Raw genomic sequence first — 24286 nt, 5'->3', positions numbered from 1 at the left:
TCCGCCCATTCGGGCGGATCTGGGTATATGCACATGCCCCGAGGCAGGCGCCGACATAGTATAGCATTGTAACAAATGACCCCTCGGGAAAGCGAGGTGAAACGAGATGAGCCACGGTTACAACCCTTGCGGACCTGGTCCTGCGGCTGTGGCCCCCGCAGCGAAGCCTGCTCCTGTTTACCCCGGATTCTGGACATCGACCGGCACCATCCTCGTCCTTTACATCTTGCTCGTCATTATTTTGCGGGCGCCATATTGCTAGCAGTCATTTCTGTTACGCTCTCACCTCATGCGGCTTGCCAATCCCGGCAAGCCTCTTTTGTGCGGTCACGGGAAGCCTCTTGCAGGCGGTTCGCTTCATTGTGGTACATTATAAGTAGAGAAGCATGGCGGTAATGGATACAGCAGGGGGTGGCACTTTTGGATATTGTCATCATCGTGGAAGGAAAGAATGACCGCAGCCGGCTGCGGCGGCTTCTAAGCGAGGAAGTGGGCATCTTGTGCACATTCGGCACCTTGAATACGCTCCGGGCCGAGCAGCTCCGCAAGGAAGCGCAGGACAAGGACGTCTACTTGTTCATGGATAACGACGCATCGGGCAAGCGGATACGCGGCATATTGCGGGACGCGTTCCCGGATGCCGAACATATTTACACGCGCCGCGGCTACGCCGGGGTCGAGGGCACACCGGATGAGTACTTGATTCAGCAGCTTGAAAAGGCAGGGCTGGACGAATATATCATATATCCGGATCCAGCCCCGCCTCTGTGAGCTTCCTATATATAATTAAGCTTTGACGAGACGCGCGACATCTTTGGCGATATTTTCAGGGGAAGCCGTCTCCAGATCATTCGCGTTATAATACTTGCGAATATTGCCGTCCCGATCGACCAAGGTGATGACGTTCAGATGCGTGAAATTCCCGTCCTCGTCCTTAAAGACGCTGGATCCGAACTCCGGCATCATCTTCGCGACATCCTCTTCCTTGCCCCTCAGGAAGTACCAGCCGCTATAGTCGGCATTGTACTTCTCCGACCATTTCTTAATCTCCTCCAACGTATCGCGTTCCGGATCGAAGGAAATCGATACGATGCTCGCCTCGGTGCCGAACATCCCCTTGTCCTGAAGCAGCTTCTGCACTTCAGACAAGCGGTATGTCGTCGGCGGGCAGACATCCGGGCAGTTGGTGAAATAGAAATAGAACAAACGAACCTTGCCGTTCGTGTCCGCCAGCGTCACCGTGCTGCCGTCCACATTTTGCATGCTGAAGTCCGGCGCCTTTTTGTCGGTCATCGGAATGTCCGGTTCCCGCGGCCAATACAGAATGGCCACCACAATCGCAAAGACCGCCACCAGCGCGCCCAGAAAAATCTGAAAAGAATACTTCTTCGCCCACGACATGCTCCGTTCCTCCCCTTGGCTTCCCATGCTATAAGTTGCAGAAATGCGTCCTTACGCTTTCCCCATCGTGTCCAGAATCATGACCAGCATATTCAGCATCAGGACATTAATGGACCAAATGAAGTTCTTCTTCGCCCAGGCATCGGTGTCCTTCGCGCGGAAGCCCGCAATGCAGATGAACAGCCAAATCGCATTGATGACGGTGCCGAGGATGCCATAAATGATGCCGGTATAGCCGTACGAATAGAACAACCACGATACCGGCAGCAGCAAGACGACATACGGGAGCATCTGCCACTTCGTGCGGGTAATGCCCTTCACGACGGGCAGAAGCGGATAGCCGGCTGCGCGGTATTCTTCCACGCGGCGGATGCCGAGCGCCCAGAAATGCGGCGGCTGCCACAGGAACAGCAGCGCGAACAGCAGCGCAGCCCCCATATCAAGCTGGCCCGTGACGGCAACATAGCCGATGACGGGAGGCATCGCTCCGGAAATGCCGCCTACAGACGTGCTCCAGGTGGAAGTGCGCTTGAGCCACAACGTATATATGACAACATAGAAGAACATGCCTGCGATGCCCACGAGTCCCGATAAGGCATTGACGAGGCCGAACAGCACCGCCAGTCCGGCTGCTCCCAGGATGATGGCATAGCCCAGCACGGTATTCGGCTTCAATCGTCCTTCCGGCAGGGCGCGCTTCTTCGTCCGCTCCATCTTCATATCGAAATCCCGATCGAAATAATTGTTGAATACGCATGAGGATGCGAGGACCAGCGTCGTTCCGACAAGCATCCACAGCAATGTAAGCCAAGGAATATCCCATTTGGCCGCTACCCAAAAGCCGGCAAACGCCGCCATCAGGTTCGAGCGGATAATGCCCGGCTTCGTTAATTGAATAAACTCTTTCCATAATCCGACCCGTATCGGCCCCGGCGTCAATGTAACGGAATCGGAAGGCCCCCGATAAGTCATTTGTTTATCCACGCGACCCGTTCCTCCTTGTTGTGTTCAGAGAAAAGCAGAATCTTTTTCTTTCTGCTGTAATTTTTATCATAGCAAATATATCCGAACAATGACAACGTTTCGAGGAATCGTTCATCAATTTGACACCGACTTCAGCCAGTTATTCCTCCGGTACGATCGGAGAGCGCCGGAACTCCCATATATGCAGTTTGTCTGCGCCTCCGGCAATGCATGCGGTGACCGCATCCCATCCTTCCGCCCCCTCTCTTCTGAGCTTCTTCAGCGAGGCATAGTCATCCGCGGTCGTTCCGAGCCACTGCTCGACAAATACATTCGGCTGGTCGGTGCCTTCATACAGCACAACGTCATGCCGATCCTTCAGCAAGCGGCGGATCGCGGTCAAGTACATCTCTCTCGCCTCCGGCAGGATGCGGTATTCCACAAATATAATTCGATCTGTTTGCGTCATCCTCTTCCTCATCCTTTCCTAATTTGAAAATGGCTTTCTAGCGAGCCTTGGGCTTTCACTTAATGATTTCAGGCGGGAAGTTATTGCCTCCCCGTCATATTTTGGTACAATCCTGCTCACAATACAAGCGAGGTGATCGAAGTGGACACAAGCACTCATGTCGTCATGGGAATAGGTCTGGCGGGATTGTCGCAGTGCGACCCGGTCGTCGCTTCCGAGCCGGCTACCGCGGCAGCCGTGCTTTTGGGGGTGATGATTGGATCGCAAGCACCGGACGCGGATACCTTTTTCAAGTGGAAAAGCAATATTTTATACATTCAGCAGCATCGGGGAATCTCCCATTCCCCGCCCATGGCGGTTGCCTGGTCCGTATTGATTGCTGCTGTGGCGATCGGCATTATGCCGGGGGCCTCCTTCCGGCACGTGCTGGCCTGGACGGCGCTGTCCGTCGTTATTCATATCGTCGCCGACCTGTTCAACCCGTATGGAACATTGGCGGCATGGCCGTTCGTGAACCGGTGGATCTGCTTGAATATTATCGCGCTGTTCGACCCGATTATCTTCTCGACCCATCTCGCCGCCATCGCCCTGTGGGTGACCGGGCTTGTCTCTCCCCGCGTCGTCTTTCCGATTCTGTACGGCGTGCTCGTTCTGTACTATGTCTGGCGCATCCGCGCTCATCGCCAAGTCGTGCAAAGGCTGCCGGATCGGGATCCCGAGCGCGAGGAAGGGGAATCGTATACGGTCATGCCTACCGTTGCGCTCGCCCGCTGGAATGTCGTGAAGCAAAGAAGGGACGGCACTTTCCGGCTCGGACACTGGAAGCGGGGGACGGTGACCTGGACCGATACGGCCCGCTGCAGCGACCATCCGTTCGTCGAAGCTTCCCGATCTCATCCTGCCGTGCAGGCGCTGCTGGACACCTCCCGCTTCGTATGCGCCACCCTGGAGCCGACCCGCTACGGCTACGCCGTGCGCTGGGCAGACGTCCGCTACCGCCACCGGAAGCAATTTCCGCTCGTGGCGCTCGTCATGATGAATCGGGAAGGCGATATTCTCGATTATTTCGTCGGCTGGCTGAACAAGCCGGGCAGGGCCAAGCGGTATGGCCTGGAATGGGAGCGAAGCTGAAGGGGACGAATCCTAGGATCCGCCCCCTGTCTTCGATCCTTTCGGATCGTTCCACAGTTGCAGGTCATTGAAAAGCTCCTGCAGCTGGTTGATGGATCGATCGCTGAGACTGTATAGTGTATGGGACTGGTCCGCATTCATAAATGCGCCATATTGTTCATCTTTCGACAACCATACATAATAGTTGGTATTATTGTAATGAATGCGGAAATGGGGCTGCGCCACCTTCGGCACACCCTCGATCGGGCGGGCCGACGATATGGCCTCATCGATGAGTCGGAGATGACTCGGCTCCGTCAAAACGACAAGCAGACGGTCCTCCTCTCCCGATTTCAACGACATGGATTGGACATTGTAAATTTCGACCTCTTCCGGCTCGGGGTTGGCAAGGCTCGTGAGCGTGGACCACGGCCGGCCGGACGTTTCATGTATGTACCACAATACGGAGCAGCCTATAATAAGTGCGCCCAAGACCCATATGCTCAGCCGTTTCACTGCACTCATCGTTAGTCTTAACCGCATGCACTATCCCCTTTTTGAGTAAATGTTCATGATTATGAATCTAATTGTTAGACGACAAAATAGCGGAAAAGTTGTGTTTCCGCTCCATTTTGTCGACATATAAAAGGCTACTCCGCGCGCAGGAGTAGCCATAATCAGTGCATCAATTAACGGTTGCCGCCGGACAGGGATTGCTCGGCGATTTGAACCAGGCGCTTCGTCATGAAGCCCCCGATGGAACCTGTGTCACGGGTCGTGTAGTTACCATAGTACCCGTCTTGTGGAATCGGAATTCCCAATTCCTGTGCAATTTCGAATTTCATTTGTTGCAGGGCTGCAGTGGCTTGAGGAACGACCAAGTTATTCGTGCGGGATTGATTATTAGCCATGAGTAACGCTCCTTTCACATCGGTGGTTCTTGTTGTCGCAAGCTTGCAACCCTATTTTGTCCGATCTACGAAATGTTATACTTCATTCTGAGGCCATTTTTCTTTGAAAAGGAGCGGTAAGCGTGAGTAAAGGATTGGCATTATGGTTCGCGGTTTCTTCCATTGTGCTGTTGACGGCGACAGCCATCACGATCAGCCATAACATATGGCTCAGCATCCTCTTCGCCGTCCTGGCGGTGTTCAATATCGGCTTCGGCTTTATCGTCAAGGCGCGTCAGCGGCGCAAGTCGGCCTGACGCGCGCAGCAGGGCAGGAGCCCGGCAGGCACGCGTGCTCTGCATGGGACTCCTGCCCGCTATCATGGCCGCGGATGCGGCTTATACGACGAATCCCATCCGGCGCTTCACTTCGTCCAACTGCTTCTGGGCGACTTCCTTGGCCTTCTCCGCGCCGCGGCGCAGCGCCTCCAGATGCTCGCCGTTCCGGCGCACCTCTTCATACCGGTTCTGAAGCGGCTCCAGCAGCGCGACGACGCGCTCGCCCAATTCCTTCTTGAAGGCGCCATACATTTGCCCTTCGTACTCGGCCTCGATCTCGGCGACAGACTGTCCGGATGCGTACGAATAGATGCTGAGCAGATTGCTGATCTCGGGCTTGTTCACCGGATCATACTTGACGAGCGCTTCGGAATCCGTTTTGGCCCGGCTAATTTTTTTGCGGATGACATTCGGCGGATCCAGCAGGGAAATATAGCTTCCCGGATTCGGATTGCTTTTGCTCATCTTTTTGGATGCGTCATCCAGCGACATAATTCTCGCCCCGACCTCCGGAATATACGGCTCCGGCATCGTAAAAAATTCGCCGAACCGATGATTGAAGCGGTTCGCGATGTCGCGCGTCAGTTCCAAATGCTGCTTCTGATCGTCCCCTACCGGAACCAGGTCCGCATTGTATAACAAAATGTCGGCGGCCATCAGCGCCGGATAGACGAACAGGCCGGTGCCAACCGATTCTTTGCCTGCCGATTTATCCTTGAACTGGGTCATCCGCTCCAGCTCTCCCATGTAAGTGAGCGTCGTCAGCAACCATCCCAGCTCGGCATGCTGGTGCACCTGCGATTGGAGGAAGATGGCCGACTTGTCCGGGTCAATGCCTGCCGCCAAATAAATCGCCGCTACCGCCTCGGTCTGCTCCCGCAGCGCTTCGGGATTTTGGGGCACCGTAATCGCGTGCAGGTCGACGACCATGAAGAAGCATTCATGCTCATGCTGCAATTTTACGAAATTTTGAATTGCCCCGATGTAGTTGCCCATCGTCAACTGTCCGCTGGGCTGAATGCCGGATAATACCCGTGCCATAGATCATTCACACTCCTCGTCTTTTTTCTCAATGTGTTGAATAAGCAAGCGTTGAGTACACGCAAAAAAGGCCTTCCATCCCGGAAAGGGACGAAAGACCGTGGTGCCACCCTTATTCGTTCGCGCACGTCCTGGCCTATCGCGGCGGGACAGCCTCCGGCTGCCGAGCCCGTCATGCCATGGGGCCGTTAGCGAACCTTTCTTCCTTTAACGCAGGACTTACGGCAAAGCCTACTTCACGATTCGGCTCCGCACTCCAAGGTCCATTCAGTCATCGCAGGAAGCACCGGTTCTCACCAGCCACCGGTTCTCTGAAGCCCGCCGCGAAGCTTACTTGTCCTTATCATCGCTTTGTTCCGGCCGGATGCAACCCATCCGGATCGAGTTAGCCATTAGGATATCGAATATCGCCCCGCTTGTCAATGGGATGTCATTCTTCATATGACTTTGCCCGGTTGATTTGTTATCATTAGAACCATATCGTGCATTTTCGCACAGGCCGTTTCCCGGCGCCGCTAAGCCGGTTGAACGCGAAGCGAACCTGTGTGAACAAGGTGAATGGGAAGCTGTATGGGAAAAGGAGCAATGAACATGGTTCACGTGAACAAAGGGCAATGGAACGGTTATGAGACCGTCATACTCGAAAATGACACCTTGGCAGCTACGCTGCTCCCTGCGCTCGGCTGCAATGTGATCCGGCTGTGGGACAAGAAGGCGCAGCGGGATATTTTGCGCACGCCTGCCGAGAGCGACCTTGATTATTATCTGACCAAGCCTTACCACTTCGGCATTCCGATGCTGATGCCTCCGGGGCGAATCCGCCGGGGCTCGTTCACATATGACGGCGTCCGCTACCAATTCGATCGGAATACGGCGAACGACAATCATATTCACGGGCTGCACCGGCTTCAGCCGTGGACGGTGACCCGGTCCATGGCCGCTGGCGATGCTGCCGAAGTGACAGCCCGATTCCGCACCGCCGACGATGCGAACTGGATGCGGCAATACCCTACGCCGCTGGAGCTGGAGGTCACCTTCCGCCTTCAGGGAGGCACATTGACCCAGGAACTGACGGTCACCAATCAGGGCGAACAGTCGGCTCCGTTCGGGTTCGGCACCCATACCTGGTTCCTGATCGACGGAGAACCGGACCGTTGGACGCTGCAGGTGCCGGTGGCGGGAATATATGAGCTGGACGAGGAATTGATTACGACAGGCAAGACGCTGCCGCTCGGCGAACATAAGGCGCTGCTTGAAGGCATGAATCTGGAAGGCGCCGACTTCGATACGGTCTTCAGCGCCGGCGAAGGCAAGCCGGAGGCATGGTTGACCCGGGATGACGGTTACCGCATCCGCTATGCCGGCAACCAGCCTCACTTCAAGCATTGGGTGCTCTATACCCGCGGCGCCGCCGACGAGATCATTTGCGTCGAGCCGTATACATGGCTGACCGATGCGCCGAACCTGCCGTTCGGCAGCGAGACGACGGGACTGATCGATCTGAAGCCGCAAGCGCCCGTCACCTTGACCCTGGATCTCGAGATTATCCATCCATAACCGTATGCCAGGCTGTTCTTCAGCCTGGCATTATTTACATCCCTCGTCCCCCTCCCCGTCTGCATATTTCAACTCTCTTTCTCCATACTAACAATCACAGGGAGGTGAAACAGCATGCCGAATCAAGGTGGAAGCCGCACCAACAATCTCGTAGTACCTCAAGCGACTGCAGCTCTGCAGCAAATGAAGTTTGAGATCGCTCAAGAGCTGGGTATTCCGATTCCTCAAGACGGATACTATGGCAACTATACGACTCGCGATACAGGATCTATCGGGGGCTTCATCACGAAGCGTCTCGTTCAAATGGCCGAGCAGCAACTGGCAGGCCGTACGACTCGATAAGCTCAGCAGATCTCGAGCATCGTATACCATACTTACGTCAATTGCCTGATAAGAAGCTCTCGCCGACAGGCAGAGAGCTTCTATTGCTGTGTATATTATGATTCAAGCAGGCCCGACGTTACGGACCGGCCCATCAGGAGACGCGTCTATATGCGCGCGTCTCAGGCTTTTCTAACATATGTATCAGATTATAGTTCGATTCGAACCATGTATTGATGAGCAAGGTGTCCTGCTTCATGGCAAAATCAAACACAATCTCTCCGTGCGTCCACTGCTTCTTGTGCTTCAGAACTTCCATCGCCGTCTGCCGGAATTCCGCGACGTGCCGCTTCAGCAATCCTTGGCGCCGCTTGATGACCCCGTTCTGACTTTCCAGCGCATCATGCTTGACGCCGAATTTCCCGATGACATCGTTGCGAATGCACACAATCACCGTGCCTCCTGTCAGTCCAAGCAGTTCCGATTCCAGCTTATCAAAGACCATGCTCAATTGTCTGGCCAATGGTATTCCATAAGAGCCCATGACGAATCACACCTCCTTAAGAATATAGAACCATTTTCAATCGACATTAAAATAGTCCCTTAGACACATTATATAGGAGATATTACCTTTATTCAACAAATAAACACAGCATTTCCCTTCTGCCGCCACCCAGTTCTGCAATTGTAAAACTATGGCGGATTGCTAACAATTACATAGACCGGCCCTAAAGGCGATGCTATAATGTTGTTATATTATGGACGTATTGGGATGAAAGAAGGGGCGGTCATATGAATTGGTTCAATTCCTTGAATTTTAAGCAAAAGCTACTCTTTGGCTGTTATGGCATCGTCGGCTTGTTCGCTCTTACTACGATAGTCCTATTGACGACTCACGCCACGTTGATTCCAGGCCTGATCACCCTTGTCATCCTAGTTGGAATCAGCTATCCCATTATCAATATGCTGGAACGTTCGCTTAATGAACCGATCAAGGACATGTCGAATTCCGCCTTGCAGATTGCCAGAGGCGATTTCTCCCAGACCGTGCAAGTGACGAGCGATGACGCGCTTGGCGAATTGGGGCATTCCTTCAACTCCATGCTGCTCAAGCTCCGCGAAATATTGCAGCAGACGACCGATATTACCCGCCATGTGTCCGATTCCGGACGGGATATGTACCATAAGAACCAGAGCATGAAAATCGCCATGGAACAGGTTGCCGCATCCGCCAATGAGCTGGCCGTCGGCTCTGCCGAGATTTCCGAGGATATCTCTCAAATGTCCGAATCTATCAAGGAAATCGAACAGAAAGTGGAAGCCTATGCCCAGTCCACCCGCGAGATGAACAACCGGTCCGCCACGACGCTGGAGCTGGTGGCCAAGGGCCGCCAGGCGGTGGAGAGCCAGTCCGCCGGCATGGAGCGCAATATCGAGGCGACGGAGCAGGTCGCAGCCACTATCGAGCAGTTGGCCCGGCAAGCTGAAGGCATCTCCAAGATTACCCGCACCATTTCCGAGATTGCCGAGCAGACGAATCTGCTCTCGCTGAACGCCTCCATTGAGGCGGCCCGAGCCGGAGAGCATGGCCGCGGGTTCGCCGTCGTCGCGCAGGAAGTGCGTAATCTGGCGGAGGAGTCCTCCGCGTCCGCGAAGGAAGTCTTTTCGCTCGTCAAGGGCATCGAATCGGGGATGAAGCAGGCGATTGCGAATATCCAGGCCAATGAGGCGGTCGTACAAAGCCAGACCGAGTTGATCCGCGAGACCGAACGGGTCTTCCACGAGATCGTCGAGTCCATCCAGTTCATTACGGAAGAGATCGCCGCCTTCGCGCAGGAGAGCGATCTCATGCTGGAAAGCGCGAAGACGATTACCGGCTCCATCGTGAACATTTCCGCGATTACGCAGCAGGCGGCCGCGGGAACCGAGCAGATGTCGGCGTCGATGAGCGAACAGATCGCTTCCGTTCAGGCTACTGTCGAGTCGACCGAGCAACTGCAGCAAAAGGTGACCCAATTGCAGCGAACGATCCAAGTGTTCAAAATGTAAGTCCTGCGGGACATTTCCCATAGTCAACCATACAGGCGGCCGAAAATTCGGCCGCCTGCTTCATTTTATAAATCTATTCTAATAGGTTCTTGCCTCCGGAGATGCGGCTTGCATACGCTCAGCGCGCTCGCGCCGAAAGGCCCAGATGCCGAAGCCGATAGCGCTTACGCTCGCGCATACGACCCCATACAGATACATCCCGGTTCCGCCGTACGCTTCCTGAAGCGCTCCGCCGCTCATTCCCCCTGCGAGGCCGGCAAGGCCGAGGAACACCATGCCGAGCAGCGCCTGGGCAGTCGCCGCAAGCTTCCGGGGAAGCAGCGATGCCACGAATTCGATGGACAGCACCCACAAAGCGGCATACGTAACAGCCTGCCCTCCTTGCATGGCGATGACAACCCAAGGATCCTTCACAAAAGCGTACAGCAGCCATCGGATCGCATACAGCGCGCATACGATCGCGAACAACCTCAGCATCCGCTTCCGGGATACCCATCTCGCCATGACCGCGAAGCCAATGACCTCGGCCACCCCGGCGACCGACCAGGCCCAGGACATCTGGGCGGAGGTCGCTCCCAGGTCGCTCAGATGAAGCGACAGCAGCGCATCATTCATCCGATGCGGCATCGCCACAATGAAGACGAGCAGCAGGAACACCAGCAAGGCAGGCACCGACAGCGCCTTGCGCAAGACCATGAGATTGACCGCGGTCTCGGGCTCCTTCGCATCGGCCGGCGCCTCCCGCAGGAACCCGATGCCGATAAGCAAACTGATCCATATCGGCGCATACATCCACATGAGCGAATCGACGCCGCCCCAGGCATCGAACATTTTTCCGAGGACAAGGCCGGTCACGGTGAACCCTACCGATCCCCATAGGCGGATGCCGCTGTAGGACTGGCCCGCGGCGACCGCCGTCTTCACTGTCAAGGAATCGAGCAGAGAGACGGCCGGCAGGAAGAAAATATACAGCGCCAGCAGGCTGGACGCGGCCGCCACTCTCTCCGAAGACAGGAACAGGCAGGCGGCGGCCGCGCCTTGCGCGATCCAGCATGCGAACAGCAGCGGCCGGACGGCCTTCAGCCGATCGCTGAGAACGCCGGCCAATGGCTGCACGAACATCGCCAGAAATGGCCCGAGCATAAGAAGCGTCCCCGCTTCCCATGCATGAAATCCCCGCTCTGTCAGCAAGAGGGGCAAATAGGGAATCAGCAGCGCATTCGTCGAATAGAACACGGCATGGAATCCCTTCAAAAGGCGATTGGATGTCACGAATATGTCGTTCCTTTCCCGGATACGCTTATTCTGTCATCTGCAAGAAGAGCTCCACATCCTTGAGCGTTACATTAATGGCCGATTGCCAGAAATCCGGCTTCGTCAGATCGACGCCAAGATGCTTGCTCGCCAGGTCCTCCACCGTCATGACCGCCGTATCGCGCAGCAGCGCGTCGTATTTCGCCGCGAACGATTCGCCTTCTTCCAGCGCGCGCGCATACAAGCCGGTGCTGAACAAGTAGCCGAACGTATACGGGAAGTTGTAGAACGGCACATGCGTGAAATAGAAGTGCATTTTGGAAGCCCAGAAATGCGGATGCAGCGAACCGAGCGCACCGCAGTAGGCTTCTTGCTGCGCTTCCTCCATCAATGCGCAGATTTGATCGCTCGACAGCAGTCCGGCCTTCCGTTTCTCATAGAAGCGGGTCTCGAACAGGAAGCGCGCATGGATGTTCATGTAGAAAGCAATCGACCGCTGAATCTTGTCTTCGAGCAGTCCCAGCTTCTCCTGGTCATCCTTCGCGCCCTTTACGGCCGAATCGGCTACGATCATTTCGGCGAAGGTAGAGGCGGTCTCCGCCACGTTCATCGCATAGCGCTGGGCGAAGGCCGGCAGTCCTTCCATCACGTGCTGATGATAACCGTGCCCCAATTCATGCGCCAGCGTCGATACGTTGGACGGCGTGCCCGCATACGTCATGAAGATGCGCGTCTGGTTGCTGACCGGCAAGGAGGTGCAGAAGCCGCCCGGCCGCTTCCCAGGGCGGTCCTCCGCCTCAATCCAGCGGTTCTCGAACGCGCGCACCGCGAAGTCCGCCATCCGCGGGCTGAACTTGCGGAACTGCTCGACGATGGTCTCCGCGCCATCATCATAGCTGATAGTCGTCTGGCTTCCGCCAATCGGAGCGTCCACATCGCACCAGCTCAGCTTCTCTACGCCGAGAAGCTTCGCCTTCCGCTCCAAATATTGTACGAACTTCGGCTTATTGCGCACAATGGTATCCCACATCGCATCCAAGGTCGCTTGCGACATCCGGTTTTTGGCGAGCGGCTCCTTCAGCACATTGTCCCAGCCGCGGCGCTCGTACAGCTTCAGTCGGAAGCCCGCGATGTGATTCAGCGCGTCGGCGCAGAAATCGGCCTTATCGCTCCATTCCTGCTCCCACAGCTTGAACATCTCTTCGCGGACACGGCGATCCGGATGCGAGAGCTTGTTATGAGCCTGTCCTGCCGATAATTGCCGGGTCTCGCCGTTCTCCTCATAATTGATGCGCACATGGGAGACGATGGTATTGTACATTTCGGCCCAGCCATGATAACCGTCCACCGCCAGATCGCCAGCGAGCGCTTCCAGTTCCGGCCCCAGCTTCTCCTTGGCTATTTCGCGGCGTTCGTTCAGATTGAAGGCCACCCCTTCAATCTCCGGCAGCGCCAGGAACCGGGACCACAGCTCATCCGGCATTCCGCGGAGCAGCTCATCGTACAATGCGTCGATGGTGACCAGCTGCGCCGACAGCGCCGACTTGCGTCCCGTCAATTGGACTGCCTTCTTGTCATGAAGGTTCTGGGCGGTCAAACAACTGATAAAGGCGCCCGCCTCCTGCATCCGGCGGTTCAGATCCTGCAGCCGGGCGGTCATGTCCGCCAGCGTCGGGATGCTGTCCTGACCAAGCGGAGACGATATCTCCTTCAGCTCCCGGTTCAACAGATCCAAATCCTGCTCGATGGCGGCAAATGATTGTTGAAGCGCTTCCGAATCGGACCCTCCGGGAAAGATCGATTCCAGATCCCATGTCGGATTTAACGGATGTTGCATAATTGCGGACACACCTTTCTTTTCTTGGAATAAAAAAATAAATGCAACAATTTGAGTTTTGCATGTTGAGCGTGTATAACTAAACTATATCAAAAAATTAAGCAACCCGCATAGAAAGGATGGCGACTTATGAGACCTTTGCCAATATCTGCGGATACCGCCGTCAAGCTGTCCCAGGCGCTGGGCGTTCCCATTGAACAGCTCATGCATATGCCGCAGCCTATTCTGATGAAGAAGCTGGCCGAACTGGCGGCCGCCGAAGCGGAGAAGGAACCGGCCGAACCGGCGGCCGATTCCGATGGGGAGCGTTCGCAATGATACCGTTCGAGAATACGGTTCCTTATGACATCATTATGGGAGATATGTATATTCCGGAGTGCCCTTTTTGCCATGCGGACAATGTGCTTGTATCACTCAAGCCGAAGGAGCTGCCCGACATTCGCGACGGGAAAAAACGGCTGCTCGTCATGCCCTGCTGCCATAACCAGTTCGTCGTCCTCGATGCCGATCGCGACTATTTGCTGGCGGATCGGAAGATTCGCTAGCTCCCGTTTCTCCGTCCTCCGTCAGATCGGCGTGCTCTCCGGGTGTTCCTTCCCTTCCGCTGCTTCCTGCATCTCCTCGCGCATCTGCTGCCACTGTTCGCGCGCGGCCCGAATCATTGCCGCATCCATAATCCGCTTGTCCTGGATGATGCGAGTGAAGTATTTGCCCGCTTCATTATACTCGCCAAGCCGGCGGTGCAGCTCGCCTATCATATACATGAGCCGCGCATCGTTCTGATCCTGCCATTCATACTCATACACCGATATATAAGCCTCCAGCGCGAAGCGCAAATAGCGCTGCTCCTCCGCCGCCATCCCGCGGTAGCGGAACAGCCAGGCGATATGGTGCAGCAGGCCGGCTACGACGCGCTTGTGCTCGCCGATGGTCTGCGCCGTCAGCAAGGCCAACTGGTACGTCTCCATTGCCTGCTCCCACGTCCGTTCGCCTCCGTACTCTTTGCGCGTCCATTGGGAAGCGACACGCTCCCGGAACGCCTGGCGCTGGGCCTGATTCCAGTTCTTGATCGAGTTCTCGGTCGATGCGCAGCCGCAGTTCGGACATACCCGGACGACATAATAATCCGGATTCAGCCGGTCCTCCGCATAATGGGGACAAAAATCACTGTCGATCTGGGAAGGCTTTTTGAAGCGTGAACGTACACGCGAGATCTCGAATGATTCCGCGCAAAACGGACATTCCATTCTACTTGTAAACAGCGGTTCTATCTCTGCCAAAATCTCCTCTCCTTACGCGTTCTTTCTCTGTCTGGGATGCCGCGCCTGCCGGTTCGGCAAGACGCTACGTTTGTTCCTCTTCATCCGGCGTATTCACGAAGTGATGCGCCGGGCCGGAGAGCCGGGTCATCACCATCTCCCGAAGCTCCGGCTCCAATCCGATCTCCGTCAGCGCTTCGCGCATGCAGCCGAGCCACGCTTCGGCCCGGGCAGGCGTCACCGGGAACGGCAAATGCCGCGCCCGCATCATCGGATGGCCGTAAGCATCGGAATATAAAGAGGGTCCGCCGAAGAACTGCGACAAAAACATGAACTGCTTTTCCATAACCGGGAAAATATCTTCGGGAAACAAAGGACCCAGCAGCGGGTGAGCCTGGACTTTGGGATAAAAGGTTTCCACGATGCGGCGAATCGAGTCCGCTCCGCCAATCGCATCATAAATTGTACTGTAGCGTTGCATTCGTTCCATAGCACAGCTCCTGTCTTACGGGGCCAGCCGCAGCATCTGTCACGCGGCGCTGCAAGTCCGGCCTCCGGTTAATTTGAGTAGTTGCTTGCTCCCCCCCACTTTATTATAAAAAGGGGGCCTTTTCAATGTGATGCTTCACGTTCCGGTAAAAAACAAAAAAACGCTGAAACCTTCAGCGCTTGCGTAAAATGATTAACTTTCCCAATCTTCTTCCGGTGGTCCCATCAACGACTCTCGAATGACGTAGACGAAAGCGCAAACCAGGATGCCAGCAATAATGCTCATCCGTATCACCCCTAACGAACGCGTTCCATCTCTCTATACTTGTATTTTATCATAATTATTTTCAAAATAATACGAAAACATGCAAGCGTTTTCTTTACATTTTGATTACAGAAATATTGCGAAACGAAGGCATGGCGCGGCTTCACGCCTGTCATGATTGTCCCTTTCCTCTCATAAACTTGAAAGTATGGAGTGCTCAACGGCGTGACAGGAAAGGAGAGTGCTTTGTATGAACCGCAGGACAAGCCGCACCCTTCTCATGCTCGTTATCGCGGGAGTATTGAGCGCTTTTGCGGCCCTGATGGCCATTTACCCGTCTGCCGCTCTCAGCTCGGCGGTGCGCGGGCTAGCGATATGGTGGGACGTCCTGTTCCCTTCCCTGCTCCCTTTTTTCATCATTTCTGAAGCGCTGCTCGGCTTCGGCATCGTGCATTTTATCGGCGCGCTGCTCGATCCGGTCATGCGTCCGCTGTTCCGCGTCCCGGGCATCGGCGGCTTCGTCGTCGCCATGGGCTATGCGTCCGGCTACCCTGTCGGGGCGAAGCTGACGACGAGGCTGCGGGCGGACCGGCTCGTTACCCGCGAGGAGGGAGAGCGGCTTATCGCCTTCACCTCCACCTCCGACCCGATATTCCTGATCGGCGCCGTAGCCGTAGGCTTTTTCGGCAATGCCAGTCTCGCCCTCATCCTCGCGGTCGCCCATTATGGCGCCGGATTGATTATCGGCATCATAATGCGTTACCATGCGTCCGCATCGCCGATGACCCCTTCGCCAAGCGCCATCCGAGAGTTCGAAGGCTCCTTGTTCCGGCGCGCGTTCCAGGCGATGCATCAGGCGAGACGGCAGGACGGGCGCTCGCTCGGCACGCTGCTGCGGGATGCGATCGGCTCCTCGCTCCGGTTGATGACCGTGGTCGGCGGGCTCGTCGTCTTTTTCTCCGTCTTGATGGAAATGCTCGCCTGCATCGGCGTCATGAATATCATTGACAGCCTGCTTCAGTCGGCCCTGGCGATGTTCCACTTGTCTCCTTCGCTTGCGCCGGCCTTCTCCGGCGGCTTGTTCGAGGTCACCCTTGGCGCCAAAGGAGCCGGGGCGGCCGATGCGGCCGGACTTCGCTCGCAGGTGGCGGCGGCAGCCTGGATCTTGTCCTGGGCAGGACTGTCCGTTCACGCTCAGATCGCGAGCATCATGAATGAATGCGATATGCGGTACCTGCCTTTTCTTGCAGCTCGGGTGCTCCACAGCCTGTTGGCAGCGGCGGCGGCCTATTTCCTCTTCCCGGTGCTGGCGCCGTACGGCGCGGAAGCGGCAATCTGGCTCCCCTCGCAGATGTGGACCGAAGCCTATGCCCCTTGGGAGACCGCGTGGCAAGCTTTGCGCGGCGGCTTGTGGACGCTGCTGGCGGTATGCTGCCTGCTCTTTGCCGCCTCCCTCCTCTGCGTTGCCTGGCAGAGGGCGCGGAGATAGCGGATAGAGGGATTCTTGTCGAAAACACGATTGTAATCCGGCCGCGGAACGTATAAGATGGAGTTGATATGTTCCAACAATACCGTTCGACAAAGGAGTCAACGCCTTGAAATATGCAGTATTGAACCGGGGAGACGAATTGTCCGTCTCTTTGACGGAGACGTTTCATCGTTTGGCTGAGGCGCGTGGACTGGCACGAGATGACGAAGAACCGGAGATCGTTCTGTCCATCGGCGGGGACGGCACGATGCTGCAAGCCTTTCACCGCTATATCGACCGGATCGACCATACCGCCTTCGTCGGGATTCATACGGGGCATCTTGGCTTTTATGCCGACTGGAAGCCGGATGAGATCGAACTGCTCGTCCACATGATGGCGGAGAACCGTTCCAAGGATCAGATCAACCCCCGGATCGTCAGATACCCGCTCATCGAGCTTGAGCTTGACAGGGAGGACACGGGGAAGAAGACTTATATCGCCTTAAATGAATTTACGCTGAAATGCACGGACAATACATTGGTCGCTCAGATCGACATCAATGATGAATTATTTGAAATGTTCCGCGGAGACGGAATCTGCGTATCGACGCCGTCGGGGAGCACCGCCTACAATAAGAGCTTGGGCGGGGCGATGGTTCACCCTTCCATCCCGTCCATCCAACTGGCTGAGATCGCATCGATTAACAACCGGGTATACCGGACACTCGGCTCATCCTTGATACTGCCGAAGCATCACCATTTCGATATCCGGCCGCGGCAAGGGCAGAACCTGCTGTTGTCTATCGATCATATCAATATCCGGCTGTCTCATCTGCGCTCGATTCGCTGCCGGGTGGCGGATCAGCGCGTCACCTTCGTGCGCTATCGGCCGTTCCCCTTCTGGAAGCGCGTCCGTGAAGCCTTCCTCGGATACGATGAGAACGGCTGCTACCCGACGAATTAGACAGCCCAAAAAACAACACCTCCCGCTTCGCAACCTGCGATAAGGGAGGTGTTCGTGTTTATGCGCGATCAGGATCGGTTGTCCTTCGGGGGACGCGGCTCTTTCGCGGATACCTTCGCGATATCCGATCGCTTGGCTTCATTGGAATGATGGCCCCGGTTCTTGTGGCGATGGCGCGGACGCGGCTTGCGCTCCTGCATCGCCGGCTTCGCCTGAGGCTCGGCATCGGATTCCGGGGTCGGGACTTTCGGCTGAAGCGAGATGCCATGCTTCGTCGCGGCATCCTCCCTATTATCCGGTGCGGCCCCTTGCTGCGTCTCCTCTCCATCCCCATTCTCCACGGACTGGCGGTGGCGCGGATCTTTGCTGCTCAGCTTCTCCACGATGAAATAAGCGCATCCGAAATTGCAGTATTCGTTAATATAATCTACAATGCCGGAAGAATTCGTGTCCTTCGTCGACTTCGGATGATTATCCCGGAAGAAGCCTTTCAGCCGCAGCTGATTGTATCCCCAGTCGCCTACGATATAATCATACCGTTCCAGCACTTCGCTGTACCGGTCGCGAAATGCCTCCGGATTCCACGCGTTCTTATGCTCCTGAATCAATTCATATGTCTGGCCGCTAATATGGAACATGCCCGTTATTCCTCCTTCCCGTAACCCCGGATTGCGTCAGAGCCATGACCTGCTTACGCAACTAACTTGTTAGCTGCCGGTCGCTTGCGACGTGGACATGGCCTGATGGGCCGATTTCACTTGTTCATGCGCATGATACGAGCTGCGAACGAGCGGTCCTGACTCGACATGGCTGAAACCCCGCTTCATCCCCTCTTGCTTCAGCTCGGCGAATTGATCCGGATGATAGTATTTGGCGACATCCAAATGCTTCGGCGACGGCTGCAAATATTGTCCCAACGTCAAAATATCGCAATCTACCGCCCGCAAGTCATCCATGGCCTGCAAAATTTCGTCCCATTCCTCGCCAACGCCGAGCATAATGCTCGACTTGGTCGGAATCCCCGGCTGCATCTCCTTCGCCCGCCGCAGCAGCTCCAGGGAACGGGAATATTTCGCCTTGGCCCGCACCCGGTCGGACATCCGCTCTACCGTCTCGATATTGTGGTTCAAAATATCCGGCTTCGCGTCCATCACGACGCGCAGCGCGTCCCAATTCCCCATAAAATCGGGAATAAGCACTTCTACACTGCAAAATGGCATGCGCCGGCGAATCGCTCGAATCGTCTCCGCAAAGATGGAGGCCCCTCCGTCGTTCAGATCATCCCTCGCTACGGAAGTAACGACGCAATGGCGCAAGCCCATGCGCTCGGCCGCTTCCGCAACACGTTCCGGCTCCTGCAGATCCAGCTCGGTCGGCATGCCGGTATTAACCGCACAGAAGCGGCAAGCACGTGTACAGATATCACCCAGAATCATAAATGTCGCGGTGCGGTTGGCCCAGCATTCGTAAATGTTCGGACACCGCGCTTCCTCGCATACGGTATGAAGCGTTTTTGAGCGCATCATATCTTTGATTTCGGAATAATTTTCTCCTGTGGTCAGTTTGATGCGTATCCAGTCTGGTTTCTGCTCTTTCGTTTTCATCGAGTCATTACCTTCTTTCTCCGTTCGCTTTACGTGACCTCAATTTAGTATTATACCATGAGCCCTCCAAATTCCATACCTGCATGTCCCAGGTTCGGATAAAAAGCCCGTTCGTGCACATTCTAACATTACATCTGCATTTCGGACAGGCATAAGGAGGGAATTTACGAATGAAGCAAGCTGCCATATTGTGGGCCGGCTTGGCGCTATGGGCCGTCATCTGCCCCACCTTGGACGCCTCGTCGGCAGGCAACAAAGATATACTCCATTCGCTCGCGTCTTCAGTCCCCGAATCCGTCTCGACGTCGCCGAAGACCGACACGGCGAATATATGGCGGGAACGGCGTGATTTATACGAAAAGATGGGAACGTTGACCGGCATTCCCTGGTACCGGCTTGCGGCCATCGATCAATACGAACGGACATTGACGAAAGCCAAGCCGAAGCAGCGGCAGCATCCGGAGCGGTTGACCGGCGTATTTATCGAGCCTCCGAAGTGGGTCGGCATGATGAATCCGGATTGGGAAGATCAGAATCCGGTCTCCATCTCGATGTTCAAGGGGATGGGCCGGGACGCCTCCGGAGACGGACGGGCCGATATGAACAATGATACCGACTTGCTGTACAGCGTAGCCGCCATTGTCGGCTCCTACGGCTTGAGCGATGACGATTTCGGCACCGGCCTGTGGAATTATTACGCCAACCCGCGCGCCGTGCAGCGCGTGAAGCAGTTCGCCCGTCTCTATGAACATTTCGATCGGCTTCAATTGTTCGACACGGCTTTCCCGCTTCCCGTGACCGCCGATTATTCCTACCGCAGCACCTGGGGGATGGGGCGGCATTACGGAGGGTTCCGCATTCACGAAGGAACCGATATATTTGCCGGCTACGGCGTTCCCGTGCGCAGCACCTGCTACGGCATCATCGAGATCAAGGGCTGGAACCGCTACGGCGGCTGGCGAATCGGCATCCGCGACATCAACAACAATTACCATTACTACGCCCACTTGTCCGGATACCACAAAAACATAAAAATCGGCGACATCGTTACCCCCGGACAGACGATCGGCTGGGTCGGCAGCTCCGGCTACGGGCCTCCCGGCACCTCCGGCAAATTCCCGCCGCATCTCCACTTCGGCATCTACCGGGATCGCGGGCTGGTGGAATATTCCTACGATCCGTATCCGCTCCTTCGCCAGTGGGAGCTGGCCGACAAGAGAAAGCTGAAGGAGCGGCGCCGCACCTCTTCGCTTCCCCCGAAGGCTCCCGCTGCCGTACCGGAGAACAATGTGAAAGGCAGCGGCGCGAACATTGTCCGATAAGCTCGCAGTTAGCTGATAATATATAGCACGAGCCGTGCGCTTCCCCTCAGAAAAGCGATTCCGCTGCAGGATCGCTTTTTTCTTTTTTTATGCCTCTGACCTATTATTCAGTCCTTATAACCACACTCCCATTCATTCAGGAAGTATATGCAAACCGTGGAATGTTCTAGCACTGTATATTGTACACCCGCTTTTTCGAACTGCTTTTTGCCCGCTTTATATGTTCAAGCCCTTTTCCTGACCGACAGGGAGAAGCCGATGCAATCGGCCGCTTCCTCTCACACTCTCGTTGCAAAGCAAAAGCAAGAACCGAGGCAGGCTGCCTCGGTTCTTCATGCTTCTTTACGGCTGTGCCGCAGATAGCGGCGGCTCCGTTTCGCTGGATGGTTCGCCTGGCGGCGGAATCGTCTCGGTTTGAGCCGGCACGCTAAGGTTGTCGTTATCCGTGGAGTTGACGGCGCCGGATGGCGGCAGGACCGGCAAGGAGAGGGCGGGCGCTTTGTCCCGGTTATTCCCGACGGGCTGCCCCTTGCCATCGTAATAGTACATGGGCACGTCGCCGACGACGAGCAGATACGAGACCGGAATTTCCGTCTCCACCACTTCTGGCTCCAGATCGAACGGGATGACAATGGCTACTTCCTCAATGACTTTGATATAAACCTCCACTAACACCATATTGATGCCCACATCCATCGGCCGTGTGCTCAATTCGACCTTAGCTGCGCCCTGCGGTTCCATCCGGAAAGGGACCCTTGGACCGAAGGAGGCGATGAGCGGGCTTCCCAACGCTTGCCCGAGCGGAATATGCTCCTTCAATTCCTTGACCTGCTGCAGCGTCCGCTGCACGATATCGACCGTCTCGGACGTTATACGCATATGTTCGTTATAATTCAAGACGAAGCTCGTCACTTTGCCGCGTGAATCCGTCTTCCATTCAATCAGCTTATCCAGCTCCCGGCCCCGCATTACCTGATCGGTAATCGCTCTGTTAATCGCTTGCGTCGCGATTTGCTTCACCCGAATTTTGGCGAGATGCATGAGCGGCCCTTTCACATGCTTATCTACATACACGAAGAGCTGCATCGTCAGGAGCGTCATAATCAAGAGCGCAATGAACACATATTTGCGCTTGCGGCGCGGCTTGGACGGCTTTCCCCCTTGCCAGGCGGGGCCTTGGGGGGCCTTGCTGCCCTGGCTTCCGCCCCAGACTCTGCGGGGACGCCATCCCGAAGGCCTGCGCTTTTGAATCGAGATGCGCGGCAGACGCCACCGTGTCGCTCGGAATCCGCGGGAACGCCATCTGGCCATACTTCTCCGCTCCCCCTTTCCGTCCTCGGATATCTTGGTTGGCCTGTACGATTCCAGTCTATGCGGCCATCACCCAAAAAAGAAGGACACCCTCATGCGGCGGAGAGAGTAGAAGCGGCGGAGATATAGCCTATAAGAGAAATATTTGTTCCAAATTATTTTACGCTTTCCAACTGCGCTGTCACCTTTTCAATCATTTTCACCAAAGAAGCCAGTTCCCGGGAAGATGCCGCCTGCGCTCTCGCATGGGCGGACGATTGCTCCGAATTATGCCGGACAGCCGACAATCTCGCTTGAATGTGGTCGAGCTTGTCCTCGATTGTATTCAGCGATTCCTTGGTGCGGCCGGCCAGCTTCCGCACTTCCTCCGCGACCACTTGGAAGCCTCTCCCGTGTTCTCCCGCCCTTGCCGCTTCGACGGCTGCGTTCAATCCGAGCAAATGCGTCTGATCGGCAACCTCTCTCATTACCGATCCGATATGATGAATCGCCGTGACTTCCTGAGCCAAATACTCGACGTTATGATGCGTCTGCTCTTGGAAATCGGCCGTCTGCGCGGCTGCGGCCGAGACCGCTTCGCTGCTGCCGCTCAACTGAACCAGCATGGCAGCCAAGTCTTGAATCGCGGTAGCGCCCAAGCAGAAAGCAAAAAGGCCGGTGCGCCATACACTCAACCTTTTATAAAATTCGGTATTTTTTCACAGCCCCTACATCCACGGTGAATTCCATCTTCTTCAAAAAGTCAACGGATGTCATCCGGCGTGCCAGCCAAGCATAAAAAAGATGGCAGAAAAAACCTCGTAGATTCAAGGTCTTCTGCCACCTCATTGACCGTTTATATCGCATAATGCCGCTGCCGCATCGCCTCGTAGAGCAGCACGGTCGTCGCCATGGCGACATTCAGCGATTCGGCTTGGCCGCGCATCGGGATAATCAAGGTGTCGTCAACGAGAGCTTGTACGGCCGGGGATACGCCTTGGCCCTCATTGCCGACGACAAGCCAGAGCGGCTGCCGGTAATCGTAGCCGTAGCAGGAATGCGAAGCCTGCAGACTCGTGCTTGCCAGCCTCATCCCGTTCGCCTTCGCTTCGGGGAGCAGGGACAGCAGGTCGGCCTCGACGACCGGGAGGTGAAAGAGCGAGCCCATCGTCGAGCGGACCGTCTTGGCGTTGTACACGTCCACCGTGCCTCTGCCGAGGACGATCCCTGTCGCCCCGACCGCGTCGGCCGAGCGGATGATCGTGCCCAGATTGCCGGGATCCTGCACCCCGTCTACCGCCACCACGAGCGGCATGTCCGCGCCGAAGAGAGCGCCCGGCTCAAGAGCCGGCTTGCGCACGACCGCGATGACCGGCTGCGGAGTCTCCGTCTCGCTCAGCTTGCGGATAATGGCATCCGTGACGCCGATCCATTCCGGCTGTCCGCCGCCTGCCGCCGCGGGTTGCGGCGCATCCGCATACGGCACCAGCTCCCCGGGAATATCGCGAGCTTCATCGCACAGGACAGCCTCTACCGGGGCCCCGGAGGCAAGCGCTTCCTGCACGAGATGGATGCCTTCCACGAGGAAGCATCCTTCCTGCTTGCGGCCTTTGCGTTCCCGCAGCGACGCCCATCGCTTGACGCGGGGATTTTGAACGGAAGTAATCGTTTCAGTGCGTTTCATCATGATTCGGCATACGCCAGTTCCAGGTTTTTCAGATGATTATTCTGCCCCACGATAACCAAAATATCCCCATCCTGTATCCGGTCTTCCGCATACGGCGAAATATTCGTCTTGCCGTTGTTCTTGATCGCCATGACGTTGCAGCCGAAGCGGGCGCGGATATCCAATTCCTTCAGGTTCTTGCCTATCATCAGCGAGGAAGCCCGCATCTCCACAATCGAATGGTCCTCCGACAGCTCGATATAGTCCAGAATATTCGGCGAAATCAAATGATGCGCGACCCTTGCTCCCATATCCCGCTCCGGGAATACCACTTTATCGGCGCCGATTTTGCTCAATACTTTGCCGTGCAGCTCGTTCTGCGCCTTGACGACAATCATCGGCACGCCCAGATCCTTCAAAATCAGCGTCGTCAGAATGCTGGATTGAATATCTTGTCCGATCGCCACGACGACGACATCGAAGTTGCGGATGCCGAGGGCGCGGAGCGCATCTTCATCCGTCGAGTCCGCCGACACGGCATGCGTGACGATATTCGCCACTTCCTGTATCTTCTGCTCACTGGAGTCGATGGCCAGCACCTCGAAATTCATATTGCTCAAATTTTGCGCGACGCTGGAGCCAAACCGTCCCATGCCGATAATCGCAAATTGCTTTTTAGCCGTCATACTATCACCTTCCCCATTCATCCGACACTGCTTATTCTATCTC

At 55.9% G+C, this 24286-nt stretch carries 28 protein-coding genes, 1 pseudogene and 1 other annotated feature; of the genes and pseudogenes, 12 read left to right on the top strand and 17 right to left on the bottom strand.

The genetic code is table 11. The features are described 5' to 3' along the window. Window positions 1–148 precede the first annotated feature (148 nt). A complete protein-coding gene (locus tag ABD76_RS30565; RefSeq protein ID WP_338125207.1) occupies window positions 149–262 on the top strand; it encodes a sporulation protein YjcZ in 114 nt (37 codons plus the stop codon). 158 nt (window positions 263–420) lie between these two features. Beyond that, on the top strand, window positions 421–771 hold the full coding sequence (locus ABD76_RS26980; RefSeq protein ID WP_197259991.1) for a ribonuclease M5: 351 nt from the start codon (window positions 421–423) through the stop codon (window positions 769–771). A gap of 15 nt (window positions 772–786) precedes the next feature. On the opposite strand, the gene ABD76_RS26975 is transcribed toward ABD76_RS26980, so the two are convergent. From ABD76_RS26975 to ABD76_RS26965, 3 genes are all read right to left on the bottom strand, one after another. After that, window positions 787–1401 (bottom strand): SCO family protein, encoded by a 615-nt coding sequence (locus ABD76_RS26975; protein ID WP_197259990.1) that lies wholly within the window; start codon window positions 1399–1401, stop codon window positions 787–789. 51 nt (window positions 1402–1452) lie between these two features. Further along, window positions 1453–2385 (bottom strand): heme o synthase, encoded by a 933-nt coding sequence (gene cyoE / locus ABD76_RS26970; protein ID WP_197259989.1) that lies wholly within the window; start codon window positions 2383–2385, stop codon window positions 1453–1455. Window positions 2386–2524: 139 nt separating this feature from the next. Beyond that, window positions 2525–2833: a hypothetical protein gene (locus ABD76_RS26965; protein WP_197259988.1), complete on the bottom strand. Its 309-nt coding sequence runs from the start codon at window positions 2831–2833 to the stop codon at window positions 2525–2527. A 141-nt stretch (window positions 2834–2974) separates the two neighbouring features. On the opposite strand from ABD76_RS26965, the gene ABD76_RS26960 reads away from it, so the two are divergent. Then, complete coding sequence (locus ABD76_RS26960; protein WP_197259987.1) at window positions 2975–3964, top strand: metal-dependent hydrolase; 990 nt, start codon at window positions 2975–2977, stop codon at window positions 3962–3964. 12 nt (window positions 3965–3976) lie between these two features. On the opposite strand, the gene ABD76_RS26955 is transcribed toward ABD76_RS26960, so the two are convergent. Further along, window positions 3977–4405, bottom strand: a complete 429-nt coding sequence (locus ABD76_RS26955; protein WP_242069833.1) for a YhfM domain-containing protein — start codon at window positions 4403–4405, stop codon at window positions 3977–3979. A 227-nt stretch (window positions 4406–4632) separates the two neighbouring features. Next, a complete protein-coding gene (locus tag ABD76_RS26950) occupies window positions 4633–4854 on the bottom strand; it encodes an alpha/beta-type small acid-soluble spore protein (protein ID WP_197259985.1) in 222 nt (73 codons plus the stop codon). A 122-nt stretch (window positions 4855–4976) separates the two neighbouring features. Here ABD76_RS26950 and ABD76_RS26945 point away from each other — a divergent pair, with 122 nt between their 5' ends. Next, window positions 4977–5150, top strand: a complete 174-nt coding sequence (locus tag ABD76_RS26945) for a DUF5325 family protein (RefSeq protein ID WP_197259984.1) — start codon at window positions 4977–4979, stop codon at window positions 5148–5150. A gap of 81 nt (window positions 5151–5231) precedes the next feature. Here ABD76_RS26945 and trpS read toward each other — a convergent pair whose 3' ends face one another. Continuing rightward, window positions 5232–6212: a tryptophan--tRNA ligase gene (gene trpS / locus ABD76_RS26940; RefSeq protein WP_197259983.1), complete on the bottom strand. Its 981-nt coding sequence runs from the start codon at window positions 6210–6212 to the stop codon at window positions 5232–5234. Between the two features lie 83 nt (window positions 6213–6295). Continuing rightward, window positions 6296–6568 (bottom strand) — a binding site (T-box leader). 235 nt (window positions 6569–6803) lie between these two features. Between trpS and ABD76_RS26935 the strand changes: the two genes are divergently transcribed. After that, complete coding sequence (locus tag ABD76_RS26935) at window positions 6804–7769, top strand: aldose 1-epimerase (RefSeq protein WP_197259982.1); 966 nt, start codon at window positions 6804–6806, stop codon at window positions 7767–7769. 114 nt (window positions 7770–7883) lie between these two features. Then, a complete protein-coding gene (locus ABD76_RS26930) occupies window positions 7884–8111 on the top strand; it encodes an alpha/beta-type small acid-soluble spore protein (protein WP_197259981.1) in 228 nt (75 codons plus the stop codon). 133 nt (window positions 8112–8244) lie between these two features. Here the strand turns inward: ABD76_RS26930 and ABD76_RS26925 are convergent, their stop codons facing one another. Continuing rightward, window positions 8245–8634, bottom strand: a complete 390-nt coding sequence (locus ABD76_RS26925; RefSeq protein ID WP_197259980.1) for an O-methyltransferase — start codon at window positions 8632–8634, stop codon at window positions 8245–8247. A 248-nt stretch (window positions 8635–8882) separates the two neighbouring features. Between ABD76_RS26925 and ABD76_RS26920 the strand changes: the two genes are divergently transcribed. Beyond that, the gene (locus tag ABD76_RS26920) at window positions 8883–10139 is read left to right on the top strand and encodes a methyl-accepting chemotaxis protein (RefSeq protein WP_197259979.1); all 1257 of its coding nucleotides are present in this window, start codon (window positions 8883–8885) and stop codon (window positions 10137–10139) included. A gap of 78 nt (window positions 10140–10217) precedes the next feature. On the opposite strand, the gene ABD76_RS26915 is transcribed toward ABD76_RS26920, so the two are convergent. Beyond that, a complete protein-coding gene (locus ABD76_RS26915; protein WP_197259978.1) occupies window positions 10218–11411 on the bottom strand; it encodes an MFS transporter in 1194 nt (397 codons plus the stop codon). A 28-nt stretch (window positions 11412–11439) separates the two neighbouring features. After that, window positions 11440–13230: a M3 family oligoendopeptidase gene (locus ABD76_RS26910; protein WP_197259977.1), complete on the bottom strand. Its 1791-nt coding sequence runs from the start codon at window positions 13228–13230 to the stop codon at window positions 11440–11442. 129 nt (window positions 13231–13359) lie between these two features. Here ABD76_RS26910 and ABD76_RS26905 point away from each other — a divergent pair, with 129 nt between their 5' ends. Together ABD76_RS26905 and ABD76_RS26900 are read left to right on the top strand one after the other, a co-directional pair. After that, window positions 13360–13548: a YycC family protein gene (locus tag ABD76_RS26905; protein ID WP_197259976.1), complete on the top strand. Its 189-nt coding sequence runs from the start codon at window positions 13360–13362 to the stop codon at window positions 13546–13548. Continuing rightward, window positions 13545–13775, top strand: coding sequence for a hypothetical protein (locus tag ABD76_RS26900; protein WP_197259975.1), 231 nt, complete (start codon window positions 13545–13547; stop codon window positions 13773–13775). Before ABD76_RS26905 ends, ABD76_RS26900 begins: the two co-directional genes overlap by 4 nt. A gap of 21 nt (window positions 13776–13796) precedes the next feature. On the opposite strand, the gene ABD76_RS26895 is transcribed toward ABD76_RS26900, so the two are convergent. Both ABD76_RS26895 and ABD76_RS26890 read right to left on the bottom strand, forming a co-directional pair. Next, complete coding sequence (locus tag ABD76_RS26895) at window positions 13797–14510, bottom strand: DUF2225 domain-containing protein (protein ID WP_242069832.1); 714 nt, start codon at window positions 14508–14510, stop codon at window positions 13797–13799. A gap of 64 nt (window positions 14511–14574) precedes the next feature. Beyond that, window positions 14575–14970, bottom strand: coding sequence for a globin domain-containing protein (locus tag ABD76_RS26890; protein ID WP_197260072.1), 396 nt, complete (start codon window positions 14968–14970; stop codon window positions 14575–14577). 523 nt (window positions 14971–15493) lie between these two features. Here ABD76_RS26890 and ylbJ point away from each other — a divergent pair. Together ylbJ and ABD76_RS26880 are read left to right on the top strand one after the other, a co-directional pair. Continuing rightward, a complete protein-coding gene (gene ylbJ, locus ABD76_RS26885; RefSeq protein WP_197259974.1) occupies window positions 15494–16732 on the top strand; it encodes a sporulation integral membrane protein YlbJ in 1239 nt (412 codons plus the stop codon). Window positions 16733–16838: 106 nt separating this feature from the next. Next, window positions 16839–17675 (top strand): NAD kinase, encoded by an 837-nt coding sequence (locus ABD76_RS26880; protein WP_197259973.1) that lies wholly within the window; start codon window positions 16839–16841, stop codon window positions 17673–17675. A 68-nt stretch (window positions 17676–17743) separates the two neighbouring features. Here ABD76_RS26880 and ABD76_RS26875 read toward each other — a convergent pair whose 3' ends face one another. Both ABD76_RS26875 and lipA read right to left on the bottom strand, forming a co-directional pair. Continuing rightward, window positions 17744–18313, bottom strand: coding sequence for a YutD family protein (locus ABD76_RS26875; RefSeq protein ID WP_197259972.1), 570 nt, complete (start codon window positions 18311–18313; stop codon window positions 17744–17746). Between the two features lie 69 nt (window positions 18314–18382). After that, window positions 18383–19288 (bottom strand): annotated as a pseudogene (gene lipA, locus ABD76_RS26870) (lipoyl synthase); the annotation flags it as partial. Window positions 19289–19449: 161 nt separating this feature from the next. Between lipA and ABD76_RS26865 the strand changes: the two are divergent. Next, the gene (locus ABD76_RS26865) at window positions 19450–20601 is read left to right on the top strand and encodes a M23 family metallopeptidase (RefSeq protein ID WP_197259970.1); all 1152 of its coding nucleotides are present in this window, start codon (window positions 19450–19452) and stop codon (window positions 20599–20601) included. A 342-nt stretch (window positions 20602–20943) separates the two neighbouring features. On the opposite strand, the gene yunB is transcribed toward ABD76_RS26865, so the two are convergent. From yunB to ABD76_RS26845, 4 genes are all read right to left on the bottom strand, one after another. Further along, window positions 20944–21912 (bottom strand): sporulation protein YunB, encoded by a 969-nt coding sequence (gene yunB / locus ABD76_RS26860; RefSeq protein WP_197259969.1) that lies wholly within the window; start codon window positions 21910–21912, stop codon window positions 20944–20946. Window positions 21913–22067: 155 nt separating this feature from the next. After that, the gene (locus ABD76_RS26855) at window positions 22068–22586 is read right to left on the bottom strand and encodes a methyl-accepting chemotaxis protein (protein ID WP_275100874.1); all 519 of its coding nucleotides are present in this window, start codon (window positions 22584–22586) and stop codon (window positions 22068–22070) included. 161 nt (window positions 22587–22747) lie between these two features. Then, window positions 22748–23578 carry a TrmH family RNA methyltransferase gene (locus ABD76_RS26850; RefSeq protein ID WP_197259968.1) on the bottom strand — a complete coding sequence of 277 codons (831 nt, stop codon included), beginning with the start codon at window positions 23576–23578 and terminating at the stop codon, window positions 22748–22750. After that, entirely contained in the window at window positions 23575–24243 is a 669-nt protein-coding gene (locus ABD76_RS26845) for a potassium channel family protein (protein WP_197259967.1), read from the bottom strand. The genes ABD76_RS26850 and ABD76_RS26845 overlap by 4 nt, the downstream gene beginning before the upstream one ends. Window positions 24244–24286 lie beyond the last annotated feature (43 nt).

The sequence above is a fragment of the Paenibacillus dendritiformis genome (assembly GCF_015845845.1).
In the GTDB taxonomy this organism is placed as follows: Bacteria; Bacillota; Bacilli; order Paenibacillales; family Paenibacillaceae; genus Paenibacillus_B; species Paenibacillus_B dendritiformis_C.
The sequence above is the reverse complement of the archived record's forward strand: the minus strand, read 5'-3'. Positions and strand labels throughout refer to the sequence as shown.

What these genes read in the sequence shown, in the direction of transcription:
- ABD76_RS26975 (WP_197259990.1), bottom strand. Translation starts at nt 1,401, where the DNA reads ATGTCGTGGGCGAAGAAGTATTCTTTTCAGATTTTTCTGGGCGCGCTG.
- trpS (WP_197259983.1), bottom strand. Translation starts at nt 6,212, where the DNA reads ATGGCACGGGTATTATCCGGCATTCAGCCCAGCGGACAGTTGACGATG.
- ylbJ (WP_197259974.1), top strand. Translation starts at nt 15,494, where the DNA reads ATGAACCGCAGGACAAGCCGCACCCTTCTCATGCTCGTTATCGCGGGA.
- ABD76_RS26910 (WP_197259977.1), bottom strand. Translation starts at nt 13,230, where the DNA reads ATGCAACATCCGTTAAATCCGACATGGGATCTGGAATCGATCTTTCCC.
- ABD76_RS26930 (WP_197259981.1), top strand. Translation starts at nt 7,884, where the DNA reads ATGCCGAATCAAGGTGGAAGCCGCACCAACAATCTCGTAGTACCTCAA.
- ABD76_RS26865 (WP_197259970.1), top strand. Translation starts at nt 19,450, where the DNA reads ATGAAGCAAGCTGCCATATTGTGGGCCGGCTTGGCGCTATGGGCCGTC.
- ABD76_RS26925 (WP_197259980.1), bottom strand. Translation starts at nt 8,634, where the DNA reads ATGGGCTCTTATGGAATACCATTGGCCAGACAATTGAGCATGGTCTTT.
- ABD76_RS26950 (WP_197259985.1), bottom strand. Translation starts at nt 4,854, where the DNA reads ATGGCTAATAATCAATCCCGCACGAATAACTTGGTCGTTCCTCAAGCC.
- ABD76_RS26965 (WP_197259988.1), bottom strand. Translation starts at nt 2,833, where the DNA reads ATGACGCAAACAGATCGAATTATATTTGTGGAATACCGCATCCTGCCG.
- ABD76_RS26935 (WP_197259982.1), top strand. Translation starts at nt 6,804, where the DNA reads ATGGTTCACGTGAACAAAGGGCAATGGAACGGTTATGAGACCGTCATA.
- ABD76_RS26900 (WP_197259975.1), top strand. Translation starts at nt 13,545, where the DNA reads ATGATACCGTTCGAGAATACGGTTCCTTATGACATCATTATGGGAGAT.
- ABD76_RS26920 (WP_197259979.1), top strand. Translation starts at nt 8,883, where the DNA reads ATGAATTGGTTCAATTCCTTGAATTTTAAGCAAAAGCTACTCTTTGGC.
- ABD76_RS26905 (WP_197259976.1), top strand. Translation starts at nt 13,360, where the DNA reads ATGAGACCTTTGCCAATATCTGCGGATACCGCCGTCAAGCTGTCCCAG.
- yunB (WP_197259969.1), bottom strand. Translation starts at nt 21,912, where the DNA reads ATGGCCAGATGGCGTTCCCGCGGATTCCGAGCGACACGGTGGCGTCTG.
- ABD76_RS26845 (WP_197259967.1), bottom strand. Translation starts at nt 24,243, where the DNA reads ATGACGGCTAAAAAGCAATTTGCGATTATCGGCATGGGACGGTTTGGC.
- ABD76_RS26890 (WP_197260072.1), bottom strand. Translation starts at nt 14,970, where the DNA reads ATGCAACGCTACAGTACAATTTATGATGCGATTGGCGGAGCGGACTCG.
- ABD76_RS26875 (WP_197259972.1), bottom strand. Translation starts at nt 18,313, where the DNA reads ATGTTCCATATTAGCGGCCAGACATATGAATTGATTCAGGAGCATAAG.
- ABD76_RS26850 (WP_197259968.1), bottom strand. Translation starts at nt 23,578, where the DNA reads ATGATGAAACGCACTGAAACGATTACTTCCGTTCAAAATCCCCGCGTC.